The organism is Thermoanaerobaculum aquaticum, assembly GCF_000687145.1.
Classification (GTDB): domain Bacteria; phylum Acidobacteriota; class Thermoanaerobaculia; order Thermoanaerobaculales; family Thermoanaerobaculaceae; genus Thermoanaerobaculum; species Thermoanaerobaculum aquaticum.
In genome coordinates this window covers 36,715-50,215 of the sequence record NZ_JMFG01000022.1, presented here as the reverse complement: position 1 = coordinate 50,215, position 13,501 = coordinate 36,715, and the positions used below count along the sequence as shown (strand labels likewise).

Below are 13,501 nucleotides of genomic sequence, written 5' to 3'. Positions count from 1 at the left end.
CCAGAGAGCCGATGTCCGCCAGGCCGGTGACGCTGACCGGTGGGCTAGCCTCCAGGGACGCGCTCTTGGCGGTAAAGGCGCGGCGAAAGCCTAAAGCTGCAGCTTCCCGCAGGCGGGCGTCGCTCCGGCCTACCGCCCGCACCTCGCCCAAAAGCCCCACCTCTCCAAAGAACACCGCGTCCTCGGGCAGCGGCACGTCGGTCAACGAGGAAAGCACCGCGGCCACCACCGCCAGATCCGCCGCCGGTTCCACCACCTCCAGACCCCCTGCCACGTTGACAAACACGTCCCGATCGGCAAGCTTCACCCCCGCCCTCTTTTCCACCACCGCCAAAAGCAGGGACAGGCGGCCAGCATCAAAGCCCTGGGCCACCCGCCGGGGGTTTAAAAGCGGCGAGCGGGAAACCAGCGCCTGGATTTCCACCAAGAGCGGCGAAAGCCCCTCCAACACCACGGCCACCGAGGATCCCGGGGCACCGGAAACGCGATCGCTTAACAGCGCCTGGGAGGGGTTGGTGATTTCCTCAAGCCCCCTTTCGCCCATGGAAAAGAGGGCCAGCTCCAAAGCAGGACCGAAGCGGTTTTTGGTGGCTCTGAGCAAGCGATGGGCGTGGGCGGTGTTTCCCGAAAACTCCAGCACCACATCCACCAGGTGCTCCAGGGACTTGGGCCCCGCCACCGTGCCGTCCTTGGTCACATGGCCCACCATGATGGCCGGAGGACCGCCGGTTTTCACGGCTTCCGCCACCCGCGCCGCCACCTCCCGCACCTGGGTGACGCTGCCGGGGATGGAGGGCACGGCCTCCGAGCGCATGGCTTGCACCGAGTCCACCACCAGAAGGGCGGGCTTCAGCTGGCTGGCCACCTCGAGCACCGCCTCCACCGTGGATTCGGCCAGGAGCAGCACCTGGGGGTGCTGGCAGGAAAGTCTGCGGGCGCGGAGGGCCACCTGCGTGGCGGATTCCTCGGCGCTGGCGTAAAGGACCTTGCCGGCGCCGGCAATGCTCCTGGCCATTTGCAAAAGCAGCGTGGATTTTCCCACGCCCGGTTCACCCGCCAGAAGCACCAGAGAGCCGGGCACCAGCCCGCCACCCAGAACCCGATCGCAGCCGGGAATGCCGGTGGAAAGGCGGGGGAGCGCCTCGGCCGCAACGGCATCCAGCGGGGTGGCCTGGGAAGAGCGCCCTCGGCTGCGCCGCTTTTCCGGTTGCTGCTCGAAGGTGTTGAAGGCACCGCAAGCCGGGCACCGCCCGTACCACTTGCTGGCGGTTTGCCCGCAGTTGGTGCATTCCCAAACGCTCACACCGCCCCCCGGCCAGAGCTCATGCTGGGTTCATTTTCCCCCGAACGACGCGGCGGTGCCCAGGAGGTACTTCAGGTCCTCATCCCGCCAGGTGATGCCCGCGCCCACCAGCAACGACGAGCGCGCAGACCACCGGGGATCGTCCCAGCCGGCAAAGGCAAAGATGTTGGGGGTGAGGAAGTAGCGGCCTTCCAGCCGCAGGTGAGGGGGCTTGATGTCGCGGTTGAAATCGTACGCCTCCAGGGTGAGCTTGAGCTTGTTTTGCAGGAGCGCGTGATCCAGGCCAAAGCCGCCTTCGGACTCAAAAAGGCCCGCCCGCACGGTGGTGTTGCCCAGGTGGTAGCCGATTTGGGCGTTGACCGTTGAGGCGTCGGTGATCTTTTGCTTTTCCTGCACGTAGGTTTCCCGGTGGCCATCGGGGAAGGTGGTGGTCACGGTTTCCCGGGTATTGCGCACCCGGCCGTAGGGGGAGTCCACCAGCTCCAGCCGGAAAAAGCGCCGCTCGGTGGTGTGCAGGTCAAAGCCAAAGGCCGAGCGGGAGTCGTCGGCTTTGGGCAGGCTTTCCGTTCTCAAGGTCACGTCCAAACGCCATCGCTCGGCGCGGCCAATGGTGTTTTTCAAGCTCTGCACCCCGGATTCCACGGATTTCAACGTGCTGTTGAGGTTGTTCACGGTCTCCTCGTCGTTAACCAGCTTGCCGATGGTCCCTTCCCCCTTGGCGATTTTGGTGGTGATTTGGTTTAAGTTGTCGGCGGAGGTGCGCAGCCTGCCCGACAGGTCCTTGAGGTTGGCAATGGTGTCGGAAACGTTGCTGCGGTTTTCGGCCACCACCGCATCCACGTTGTCGGCAAGCTTCTGGAGCTTTTCTGCAAGCTTGGGGAGCTCCTCCCGGAGGGTGGCCGAGAAGGCCCGAAAGTTTTCAATGGTGGCGTCCACATCAGCGCGGTTGGCAGCCACCAGGTTGCGGGTCTCGGCCGTGAGCTGGCGGATGTTTTCCAGGATCTCCTCAAGCTTGGCCGCACCGGCTTCACCACCTAAGGCTTTCCGCAAGCTAGCGGTGACCTCTTTAATGTCGCCGCCAATTTCGCCGGCGGTTTTGAGGACCTGGTCAAACGCCACCGGGCTTTCCCCGGAAAGCACCACTCCGGGGGGGAGCTGGGGGGCCTCGGGGGAACCCGGGTGCAGCTCGATGTACTTATCCCCGAGCATGCCCAGGCTCGTGACCTCTGCCCACGCCCCTTGGTGCAAGCGCACCTGGGGGTCCAGGGAAAGCGTGACGCGAGCGCGACTGCCGGCCAGCTCGATTTTCTCCACGATCCCCACCCGCACACCGGCAATGCGCACCGGGCTTTTTTCGTCAAGACCCGCCACCGACGGAAATTCCGCCTGCACCATTTGGCGGCCGGCCTTGGCGCCAAAGGGAATTTCCTCGATTTTGATGATAAAAACCGCCAAGATGACCAGCGCCACCAGCATGAAAGCGCCAACTTTTGCGGTTTGGCTCATGCCACCTCCTCTTCCACTGGCTGTCCAGCCAAAAAGCTCTGCACGTAAGGATCGGGCAACTTGCGGAACTCCTCCGGGGGAGCAACCGCCACGATTTTGCCGCCGCGCAGCATGGCAATGCGGTCGGCAATGCGAAAGGCCGAGTTCATATCGTGGGTAATGGTCACCATGGTCACCGGCAGCTTGTCGCGCATTTCGATGATGACCCGGTCAATGGCCGCTGCGGTGATGGGATCCAGGCCGGTGTTGGGTTCGTCGAAAAGCAGGATTTCGGGCTTCAGGGCAATGGCCCGGGCAAACCCCACCCTTCGCCGCATGCCCCCCGAAAGCTCGGAGGGCATTTTCTTTTCGATGCCCGAAAGGTGCACCAGGCTCAAGCACTCTCGCACCCTTTCGGCAATTTCCTCCTCGCTCATGCGGGTGTGACGGCGCAGGGGAAAGGCAATGTTGTCGAACACGTTCATGGAGTCAAAGAGCGCTCCCTCCTGGAAGGACATGCCGAACTTGCGGCGGATGGCCAGGCACCTCTCGGGTTCGGCGCAGGCGAGGTCCTCGCCGTCCACGATGACGTGCCCGCGATCCGGTTGCACCAGCCCAATGAGATGCTTCAAAAGCACGCTTTTCCCGGCCCCGGAACCGCCCACGATCACCAACGATTCGCCAGGGGCCACGGTGAGGTTCACCCCCCGCAGGACCTCTTTACCGGAGAAGGATTTCCAAAGGTCAATGACGGCAATCTTGGGGAGGCGAGGCGAGCTTCCTGAGCTTTCCTTTTGCATGCCGCCTCCCTAAAACAGGATCTTGGTGAGGAAAAAATCCGAAAGCAAAATGACCAGCGACGCCATAACTACGGCAGCAGTGGTGGAGCGCCCCACCCCTTCCGCTCCACCGGCGGTGAAGAAGCCCTTGGAGCAGCCGGTGACCGCCAGAATGAGGCCAAAAACCGCAGCCTTAATGAGCCCCGAAAACACGTCGTTGAGGTCCAGGTACTGGAAGGTCTTTTCCCAGTAAACCACGGGGTTGGCACCCATGAGCCCTACGGCCACGGCGTACCCACCAAAAACCCCAATGCCATCGGCAAAGGCCACGAGAAACGGCAGCATCACTGTGGCCGCTCCCACCCGCGGCACCACCAGGTACTGGATGGGCTCCACAGCCATGGCGTAAAGGGCGTCTATTTGCTCGGTGACCCTCATGGTTCCCAGCTCGGCGGCAAAGGAAGAGCCGATGCGGCCGGCAATCATGAGGGCAGCCAGCACCGGTGCCAGCTCCCGGGTGAGGGAAAGGGAAACCACCGAAGCCACGAACCCTTCGGCGTGAAAACGGGCAAAGCCCCGGTAGGTTTGCAAGGCCAGAACCATGCCGGTAAAAAGGGCGGTCAGACCCACCACCGGCACCGAATCCACCCCCACCCGCACCATTTGCCGGACCCACTCCCGGGCATCAAAGGGCCTGCGGAAGGTCCACAGGAAGGTGCTGTGGAGGATGTAGAAGAAGCGACCAATTTCCTCGAAAACCGCCACCCACCGGCGGCCGAGGACCTCAAAAAAACGGACTAGCGGCTTCATCGGTGAACTCGGGATCGGTGAACAGCGTGTAGGGTTCCAGGTACACCAGCAAGAAGGCATCGGTGGGGCCGTTTCTCTGCTTGGCAATGATGATCTCAGCCTTCCGTGATTCCTCCATGTTTTCCTCCTCGGCTCTGGGGGCAATTTTGCGGTGAATGAAGATCACCACGTCGGCATCTTGCTCGATGGAGCCGGACTCGCGTAAATCCGAAAGCTGAGGTCGGGCGTCCTGGCCGCGCCGTTCTGGCTGGCGGGAAAGCTGGGACAGGGCCAGGATGGGGACGTTGAGCTGCTTGGCCACCGCCTTCAAGCCCCGGGAAATGGCGGAAACCTCCTGGGTTCGGTTTTCGGTCTTCATCCCCGAGCTTAGAAGCTGCAGGTAGTCAACCACGATGAGGTCCAGGCCGTGCTCCATCATGAGCCTGCGGGCTTTGCCTCGAAGCTCCAGAATCGAGAGCGAAGCCGAATCGTCAATCCAAAGGGGGGCCTCGGCAAAGTGGTCGGCAGCTTCCACCAGGCATTCAAAGTCGGAACGGGGGCGTCCGGTTTTGAAGGAGATCCGCCCGCTGATGATCTTTTGCAAGCTCACCTTGGCTTGCGCCGCGAGCAACCGGCGAACCAGGGCGGACGCCGACATTTCCAGGGAAAAGAACAGCACGTTCTTCTTGAGCCGCAGGGCCACGTGGGAGGCAATGTTGAGGGCCATGGCGGTTTTGCCCACCCCCGGGCGAGCGGCCAGGATGATGAGCTCCTGCGCTTTGAGACCGGAGGTGAGCTCGTCCAGCCGGCGAAAGCCGGTTTCCAGGCCAATGAAGGGGTGGTCGGATTTGACCGTGCGCTCCAGGTGCTCCAGCTCCTCCGAAGCCAGCTCGCCAATGCGGCGGGGGCCGGTTTGGATGGCGCGGTCCGCCAGCTCCAAAACCATGGTTTCCACGCGGTCCAGGATGTCCAGGGCTCGACCCCCCTCCTGCCCCGCTTCCACCATGAGCGACCCCGAAACCTTCAGGAGCTGCCGGCGAATGGCTTTTTCCCGCACGATTTCGGCGTAGTGCTCCACCGCTTCCGGGTCCGGGAGGTCCTGGGCCAGCTGCGCCAGAAAAGAAGGACCACCCACCAGGGAAAGCGTGCCCAGGCGCTCCATGGCAGCTACGGTGTTAACCAGGTCAATGGGCGTGTTCTCCAGGGCCAAGTGGGCGAAGGCTTGAAAGACCAGCTGGTGGGGCTCGAGGTAAAAGTCCTCGGGCTTGAGGGCATCCACCACCCGGTAAAAGCAGGTGCCGTCGTTGAGGATTGCGCCCAGCACTGCCCGTTCAGCCGATTCGCTGAACGGCACACGTACGGACGCACCCTCAACGGCAGGAACCTGGGAAGGTGACGTCGCGCCCATGCGGGTATCGTACCACTGCCCCTTTGCCGCCCGATGTGGCGCCGGCGGGCGAGCCTGAGAGTCGGTCTCGGCGCCGCTCCTTATAATGCCCCGGTGCGGGTTTACCTGGACCACAACGCCACCACGTTCCCTTTTCCGGAAGTGTGGGAAAAGGTGGGCGAGCTGCAGAGCCTGGCGCTGGGAAACCCCTCCAGCATTCACCAGGAGGGGCGGCTCGCTCGCCGGCTGGTGGAAGAGGCCAGAAACCGGGTGGCCGCGTTGCTGGGGGCGTCCCCCCAGGAAGTGGTGTTCACCTCGGGGGGGACCGAAGCCAACACTATGGCGCTGTGGGGGTTGGCCCGTGCCCTGGGGGGACCCAACGGGGTTCGCCTGTACCTGGGGGCCACAGAGCATCCTTCGGTTTTTTCGGCGGCCGAAGCCCTGGCCGGTTTTGGGGCCCAGGTGGACGTCCTTCCCGTGGACCGGCAGGGGCTCATCCGCCGGGAGGTTTTGGGCGAGGTGCGGCCCCCGGCGGTGGTGTGCGTGCAACTGGCCAACCACGAAACCGGTGTGCTGCAACCCATAAGCGAGCTGGTGACCGAGGTGAGCCGCCCGGGGGTGCTGGTGCACTGCGACGCGGTGCAAGCGGTGGGGAAGGTAGCCCTGAGCTTCCGGCAGTTGGGGGTGCACACCCTGGCGCTTTCCGGGCACAAGATTGGTGGCCTTCCCGGGGCCGGTGCCCTGCTGGTGCGTGACGGCTTGGAGCTGCCCGCCTTCATCCCCGGTGAGCAGGAGCTCAGGAGGCGAGGGGGTACGGAACCGCTGGTGGCCATTCACGCCTTGGGGTGGGCCTGCCATTTCTTGCGGGAGCGCCTAGGCTTTTGGGCGAAGGTAGGGGAGCTTCGGGATCACATGGAGCGCATTCTGAAGGAGCGCATTGCCGACCTGGTGATCTTTGGCCAGGGAGTGCCCCGGGTGGCCAACACCTCCTGTTTGGGTTTGCCCGCACCCCTCGCGGGCAACGTGGCGGTGGCGGCTTTGGATTTGGAGGGATTTGCAGTATCCTCAGGACCGGCATGCAGCTCAGGGGCGAGCTTGCCCAGTGCTGTGGTGAGGGCTATGGGTTTTAACGATTGGGCCGCGAGAACGTTGCGGGTTTCCCTGGGTTTAACAACCCAGAGGGAAGAGATTGAGCTTTTTGCGGAAGCTTTAGAGAAGATCGTGGCGCGGAGCCGGTGAAACCATGATCATTACGTGCCCTGCTTGCCAGACCAGCTATCAGTACGACGAATCCAAGTTTGGGGAGGCGGCGGTCAAGCTGGTGAAGTGCGCCCGTTGCGGCCACGTCTTTGAGGTGCGAAAACCCACGGCCCCGGAAACCGTGGTCCAGGAGGTACGCCCTTCCGCTGCGCCCCAGGCTGCCGCCGACCCCGGGGACGCCACCCGCACCCGCGGTAAGACCCACGAAGAAACCACCAAGCAGGTGGACCTTCGCCAGATTGCCCCGGCCCTGGACGAGGATTTGCCGCAGCTGGCGCCTTTGCCCAAGGACAGGCGTTACTCGCTGGCGGTCATCCTGGGCGCCGATGCTGGCAAGGTCTTCCGCATTGACAAGCCCCGGGTCATTTTGGGTCGCGGTGCGGGTTGCGACATCCAGCTCACCGACAGCGAGGTTTCCCGGCGCCACGCCATGCTGGAAATCCGCGGTGACGAGGTGAGCATCAAGGACCTGGGTTCCACCAACGGCACCTTTGTGGACGGGGTGAAGGTCAACCAGGCCACTCTGGAAAGCCAGCAGGAGTTTTCGCTGGGGACCACCACGCTCATGCTCATCGTCACCGAGGTGCGGGATTCCGAAATCCTCTGAAGGTGTTTTGCCTAGCATGAAGGTCATCGTTGCCATGTCCGGTGGCGTGGACTCGGCTGTGGCCTGCGCGCTCCTGGCCCGCCAGGGGCACCAGGTCATGGGGGTGACCCTGCACCTGGCCGACCTCTCCCGCGTGGGTCTGGGCGTTTCCCGCTGTTGCTCCCTGGACGATGTGGCCAACGCCCGCGCCGTCTGCGAGCTTTTGGGTGTGCCCCACTACGTGGTCAACATGGAGGACACCTTCCAGCGAGAGGTGCTGGGGCTTTTTGTGGAGGGCTACCTCGCCGGCCAGACCCCGTCCCCGTGTGTGCGCTGCAACTCCCGGGTGAAGTTTGGGGAGCTCTTGCGGATTGCCGAAACGTTTGGTGCCGATGCCGTGGCCTCCGGGCATTACGCCCGTGTCCGGCGAGAAAATGGGCAGCTGCAGCTGCTGCGCGGCGTGGACCGGGAAAAGGACCAGTCGTACTTCCTCTTTGAGCTCACCCAGGAGCAACTCGCGCGGGTCATCTTTCCTCTGGGAGAGATGACCAAACCCCAGGTGCGGGCGCTGGCGGCGGAGCTTTCGCTTCCCAACGCCCAAAAGCCGGACAGCCAGGAGGTCTGCTTTGTTCCCGAAGGGAAAACCTACCGGGAGGTGCTGGCCAAACTGGCCGGGCCCCGTCTGCCCGGGCCCGGAGAAGTGGTGGACGAAGAGGGGCACGTTTTGGGTCGCCATCCGGGCTTTGTGGGCTTCACGGTGGGCCAAAGGCGGGGCCTGGGCGTGGCTTCGGGGCGTCGGCTTTACGTGGTGGCGGTGAAACCTGAGGAAAACCGGGTGGTGGTGGGGGAAGCCGGGAGCCTGGCCAAGTCCTGCCTGGAAGTGCGGGAGATCAACTGGCTCATCGCCCCGCCAGCGAATCTGGAGGTGGAGGTGCAGGTGCGCTCCCGTCACCGGCCCCAGGCGGCTGTGGTGGAGGTGGAAGGTAACTTGGCGCGGGTTTTCTTCCGGGAACCGGTTTTGGCGCCGGCGCCCGGGCAAGCGGCTGTCTTTTACCAGGGTGAAAGGGTTGTGGGCGGGGGGTTCATTACCCGCGCCTGGTAAAGGCTCACATGGCCGGCTCGGAGGGGACGTTGGGGCCCTGGGGGATTTCCCCAAAGTTGTGCTCGTAAATGGCGATGTTTTCGGAAAGCGCCCGCAGCAGCTGCTTGGCATGCACCGGGGTCATCACCAGGCGGGCCACCACCTGCACGTCATCCCTTCCCGGGACAATCCGCCCAAAATCCAGCACGAACTCGGCAAAGTTATGAACGATGGAAGCGAAGTTCGCGTAGGTGCCGAGGCTGATGTTCTCAGGCACCGTGATCTTGATCTGCCGCTCGGTCATAAAGCCTCCCCGGGCATTGTAGCTCGAAGCTTTTGCTGGGATCCTTGGTCGCCGGGGTTTAAAAGCGAGGGGCCGGAACCAGGCCAAATTCGTCCAGCCACCGCCTCATGTGCACCGGGGCCTCGGCGGGCAGCGGGGCTTGTGGGGCTGCCCAAATCTCCCCAGCCTCGTAGGAAACCGTGGGCGTGGCCACAACCTCCAGGCCCAGTCGGTGCCAGCCCAAGGGGAGTTTCCATGGGGCTGGCACGTCCTCTGCAGCGGCCATTGCCGCCACCACCGCCTGGCGCCACACCACAAACCCTTGAGGCGTCGGCACCAGCCGGGGTCCGGGTACCATGACTAAGTTCAGATAGCCGGGATCGTTGCGGTCCAACCCCCTCCAGGGATCCCGCAACTCCCCGGTGTCGGAGGCCACCCAGCCGCTGTGGAGTACGGTCTTACCTCTACAGGCTCGGGCGCAAACCAACGCGGTTTTGGGCACCTGCAGGAGGCTTAGCAGCTCTTGGAGCTCGGTTTCGGTGAAACCTTGAGGGGGCGGCACCACCAAAACCTCGGCGGTGCTTGCCCGGGCGACCTTCGCCAACTCCTCGGGGGCTAAAAGCCCGGGATGCACCTCTACCCACTCCATGCGAAAGCCCCGCAAGCCACTGAGCCGGGGAGGCTTTGGGGAAAGCACGGCCAGGCTCAGACCCTCTGGCGGCATGCGCCGAACCCGGAAGAAACTGGCGGGTGCCAGCAGCACTTCAGCGCTAACCTCACCTCCTGTGGGCCAGCTGGCCGCGTGCTCGGCCAGGGCGCGCAACGCGTGCGTGTGAGCCGCGGGCTTCGCGGCCGCCGCCCGGGCCATGGAGCTGGCCACCGTCCGCCAGTGGTACAGGACCCCGGGGAGGTGGGCAAAACGTCCTCCGTTTTGAAGCACGCGCAGCGCAAGGTCGTAGTCTTGAGCACCGTCAAACCCCGGGCGATGGCCTCCAACCCGTTGCAGCATGGAGCGACGGACGATCCGCAAATGACAGACGTAGTTGAAGGTCAGCAAGAGGTGGTGAGACCACCCCGGCTTAAAGCAGGGCTCGCTGTGCTGGCCCCGCTCATCTACTTTGTCCTCGTCGGTAAACAACCAATCCACGTCGGGCCGGCCAGCGAGAAAGCGGGCCACCTGCTCCAGGGCCCTCGGGTGTAAAAGGTCGTCGTGATCGAGAAAGGCTACGTACTCACCTCGGGCCAGACGGATGATCTCGTTGCTTGCCAGAGCAATGCCGAGGTTCGAGGGCTGGTGCACCACGCGGATTCGCGGATCCCAGGCGGATGCCTCCCGGAGGACGTTCTTTACATGGGCGTCGGGTGAAGCATCGTCGAGAAGGATCAGCTCCCAGTGTGGATAGGTTTGCGCCCGTACGGAGGCAACGGCGGCCCGCAAGTGCTCTTCGGCCACCCGGTACACGGGCGTGGCTACGGTGATCAGGAAGGATGGCAACTCACCGGGCACCTCTACGAGCAGCTTTCCGTTTTTCAGCGCCTGGCGGTAGGCCCTAAGTCGCCATTTACGCTGGATCAACTGAGCGGTTTTGTGGACAAACAGCCGGGGGTGGCGGAGGTAATGGAGTGCGGCTGCAATTCGGGGGAAGGGCCGCACGGCGCGGTAAAGCGCTTCGCCAATGCGGCTCATGCTTCCTTTTCCCCTTGCCCTTTCCTGCCCCGCCACTTTTGCCAGCCGCGCCAGAGCCGATGCAGCCACCACACGACGCCCAACAGGTGAGCCTCCGCCAGTTCCCGCACGAAACGGTTCTCCTCCCGGAGGCGTGCCACTTCTTCTCTGTATTCCCTGATGAGGCGCCGCTGCTCAGCTATGGCCTTCTCCAGCTGCTGGAAGCGGCTGGCCAGCTGGGCGGGGGTCACTTTGTGCCAGTGTTTCGCCAGTACCCTCTCGAAAACTGCCCAGCGTTCGGCTGCCATTTCACCGCCCACGGAGCCAGGGCGAACCCGGTAAATTGAGGTGACTTCCGGGCAAAAGGCAAAGTCATGGCGCTCCGCCAGGCGCAGCCACATGTCCCAGTCCTCCAGGTAGGGGAGGGATTCGTCAAAGCCCCCAACTTCCAGGAGGACCGAGCGATCCACCAGCACCGCACAAATGGGGATGAAGTTGGCCACCGCCAGAAGATCCCGGTGGAAAGGGGTGGCAAAAACCTCTTCCTCCCCGCCATCCCATGGAACCAGGCGGCACCCCGCATAAGCGACCCGGGCATTTTTGGCAGAAGCCGTGGCCTGTAACAACGCCAGATGCTGGGGGAGGAAAAGGTCGTCGTCGTCCAAGAAGGCCACCCACGCCCCAGTAGCTGCGGCCACGCCAGCGTTCAATGCTGCGGCGCGACCCCGGGGCTCGGGGTGTTCGACTTTAACTACCGAGACCCCTGCCTCAACCGTTGCCAGCACCCCGTCCACCGGACCGCCGCCATCATTGACAACCACCACCTCCAAGGGGCGGTAGGTTTGGGCCTGGATGCTTGCCAACGCTTCCGAAAGCAACTCCTGGCGGTCGCGGGTGCGCACCACCACGGAAATCTTTGGGAGGCAAGGGCCGCTTTCTGCCACGCAGGTATGTTAGCTGAAAGTTTTTTGGCTAAATGAGATCCGGCACCCTCAACTTCTGCCGGTGGGCTTTCTGGTGGCGTTGGCGTTTCCTATTTCGGACTTGGCGGGTCTTCAGCCTTTTTGCCTTTGTTTCCATCGTGCTCACAAGCGGCAAACAAATAACGAGGCTTTCGGCGGCTCCAGCATCCTGGGCCGGTGCCATAAACGAAGGCACGTTGGTTGACCCGGTTCAGGCCGGCCTCTAGAATCCCTTGCGCGGGTTTTCACAAACCCGGCGAGGGAGGTCGCCATGAGTGGGAGCTTTCGGATCCCCAAGCCGATCAACGAACCGGTGAAGCAGTACGCGCCGGGCAGCCCGGAGCGGGCGTCTTTGAAGAAGAAGCTTGCCGAAATGCGGAGTCAGGAGATCGAAATTCCGCTGATCATTGGCGGCAAGGAGGTGCGCACCGGAAGGCTCGGTACCTGCGTGATGCCCCACCGCCACGGGCACGTTCTCGCCAAGTACCACAAGGCCGGGCCGCATGAGGTGGCCATGGCCATCGAGGCGGCGCTCGCGGCCCACAAGACCTGGTCGCGCATGGCTTGGCACGACCGGGCGGCCATTTTCCTGAAAGCCGCTGAGCTACTGGCGGGCCCCTGGCGCGACACCCTCAACGCCGCCACCATGCTGGGCCAGTCCAAGACCGTGTTCCAAGCGGAAATTGACTCCGCTTGCGAGATCATTGACTTTTGGCGCTACAACCCTTACTTCATGCAGCAAATTTACGACGACCAGCCCTTTTCCCCTTTGGGGCAGTGGAACCGGGTGGAGTACCGGCCGCTGGAGGGCTTCGTTTTTGCGGTGACGCCGTTTAACTTCACCTCCATTGGCGCCAACCTGCCCACCTCACCGGCGCTCATGGGCAACACCGTGGTGTGGAAGCCGGCTTCCACCGCAGTGTATTCGGCTTACTTCACCATGAAGCTGCTGGAAGCGGCGGGGTTGCCCCCGGGCGTGATCAACTTCGTGGTGGGTTCCGGCGGGGAGGTGGGAAATCCGGTGCTGGCCTCAGAGCATTTGGCCGGGCTCCACTTCACCGGTTCCACCGCTACCTTCCAGGCCATGTGGCGGACCATTGCGGAAAACCTCCCCCGTTACCGCTCCTACCCGCGGGTGGTGGGGGAAACCGGGGGCAAGGACTTCGTGTTTGCCCACGCCTCTGCCGATGTGCCGGCGCTGGTAACCGCCCTGGTGCGGGGGGCTTTTGAGTACCAGGGGCAAAAGTGCTCGGCGGCATCCCGGGCTTACATCCCCGCCTCCCTCTGGCCGCAGGTGAAGGAGCAGCTTTTGGCGCAAATTGCGGAAATTAAGGTTGGCGATGTGGAGGACTTCCGCAACTTCATGGGGGCGGTCATTGACCGGGCCGCTTTTGACAGCATCGTGTCGTACATCGAGTACGCCAAGAGCTCGCCCGATGCGGAAATCCTTGCCGGGGGTACTTACGATGCGAGCACGGGGTACTTCATTCAACCCACGGTGGTGCTGGCCAAGGACCACAACTTAAAGCTCATGAAGGAGGAAATCTTCGGCCCGGTGTTGACCCTCTTCGTGTACCCCGACGAAAAATTGGACGAAGCGCTCACCCTTTGCGATCAAGGCTCGCCCTACGCCCTCACCGGCTCGGTGTTCGCCCAGGACCGGCAGGCCATTGCTTACATTACCGAGAGGCTGCGGGATGCGGCGGGGAACTTCTACATCAACGACAAGCCCACTGGAGCGGTCGTGGGCCAGCAGCCCTTTGGCGGGGCCCGTGCTTCCGGCACCAACGACAAAGCCGGCTCCATGTGGAACTTGATCCGCTGGACCAGCCCCCGGGCCATCAAGGAAACCTTTGTGCCGCCCACCCACTTTGCCTACCCGTTCATGGGTGACGTGTAAGGAAAACCGAGGGATAAAGC

12 protein-coding genes are annotated in these 13,501 nt (G+C 63.3%); 4 read left to right on the top strand and 8 right to left on the bottom strand.

The features are described 5' to 3' along the window. The 5 genes from radA to dnaB form a co-directional block, all read right to left on the bottom strand. Window positions 1-1,303 (bottom strand): DNA repair protein RadA (radA, locus tag EG19_RS08825; protein ID WP_053335142.1); only part of this gene is annotated, 1,303 nt, incomplete at its 3' end. Between the two features lie 30 nt (window positions 1,304-1,333). Beyond that, entirely contained in the window at window positions 1,334-2,809 is a 1,476-nt protein-coding gene (locus EG19_RS08820) for an MlaD family protein (RefSeq protein WP_038049792.1), read from the bottom strand. Next, entirely contained in the window at window positions 2,806-3,588 is a 783-nt protein-coding gene (locus EG19_RS08815; RefSeq protein WP_053335141.1) for an ABC transporter ATP-binding protein, read from the bottom strand. The genes EG19_RS08820 and EG19_RS08815 overlap by 4 nt, the downstream gene beginning before the upstream one ends. A 9-nt stretch (window positions 3,589-3,597) precedes the next feature. After that, entirely contained in the window at window positions 3,598-4,377 is a 780-nt protein-coding gene (locus EG19_RS08810; RefSeq protein ID WP_038049791.1) for an MlaE family ABC transporter permease, read from the bottom strand. Then, entirely contained in the window at window positions 4,352-5,710 is a 1,359-nt protein-coding gene (gene dnaB, locus EG19_RS08805; protein ID WP_038049790.1) for a replicative DNA helicase, read from the bottom strand. The genes EG19_RS08810 and dnaB overlap by 26 nt, the downstream gene beginning before the upstream one ends. A gap of 147 nt (window positions 5,711-5,857) precedes the next feature. On the opposite strand from dnaB, the gene EG19_RS08800 reads away from it, so the two are divergent. From EG19_RS08800 to mnmA, 3 genes are read left to right on the top strand one after another with little or no spacing between them, the layout of a single operon-like run. Beyond that, window positions 5,858-6,982: a cysteine desulfurase family protein gene (locus EG19_RS08800; RefSeq protein WP_038049789.1), complete on the top strand. Its 1,125-nt coding sequence runs from the start codon at window positions 5,858-5,860 to the stop codon at window positions 6,980-6,982. A gap of 4 nt (window positions 6,983-6,986) precedes the next feature. Then, a complete protein-coding gene (locus EG19_RS12770; RefSeq protein WP_053335139.1) occupies window positions 6,987-7,610 on the top strand; it encodes an FHA domain-containing protein in 624 nt (207 codons plus the stop codon). Between the two features lie 16 nt (window positions 7,611-7,626). Continuing rightward, window positions 7,627-8,691 carry a tRNA 2-thiouridine(34) synthase MnmA gene (gene mnmA, locus EG19_RS08790; protein ID WP_038049788.1) on the top strand — a complete coding sequence of 355 codons (1,065 nt, stop codon included), beginning with the start codon at window positions 7,627-7,629 and terminating at the stop codon, window positions 8,689-8,691. Window positions 8,692-8,695: 4 nt separating this feature from the next. Here mnmA and EG19_RS08785 read toward each other — a convergent pair whose 3' ends face one another. Genes EG19_RS08785 through EG19_RS12760 form a run of 3 tightly spaced genes read right to left on the bottom strand, consistent with a single transcriptional unit; the run spans window position 8,696 to window position 11,563 of the window. Continuing rightward, window positions 8,696-8,974, bottom strand: a complete 279-nt coding sequence (locus EG19_RS08785; protein WP_038049787.1) for a DUF3467 domain-containing protein — start codon at window positions 8,972-8,974, stop codon at window positions 8,696-8,698. Window positions 8,975-9,032: 58 nt separating this feature from the next. Next, window positions 9,033-10,640, bottom strand: a complete 1,608-nt coding sequence (locus EG19_RS12765) for a glycosyltransferase family 2 protein (RefSeq protein WP_053335138.1) — start codon at window positions 10,638-10,640, stop codon at window positions 9,033-9,035. After that, window positions 10,637-11,563 carry a glycosyltransferase family 2 protein gene (locus EG19_RS12760; RefSeq protein ID WP_053335137.1) on the bottom strand — a complete coding sequence of 309 codons (927 nt, stop codon included), beginning with the start codon at window positions 11,561-11,563 and terminating at the stop codon, window positions 10,637-10,639. Before EG19_RS12760 ends, EG19_RS12765 begins: the two co-directional genes overlap by 4 nt. Window positions 11,564-11,852: 289 nt before the next feature. On the opposite strand from EG19_RS12760, the gene pruA reads away from it, so the two are divergent. After that, complete coding sequence (pruA, locus tag EG19_RS08770) at window positions 11,853-13,481, top strand: L-glutamate gamma-semialdehyde dehydrogenase (RefSeq protein WP_038049786.1); 1,629 nt, start codon at window positions 11,853-11,855, stop codon at window positions 13,479-13,481. Window positions 13,482-13,501 lie beyond the last annotated feature (20 nt).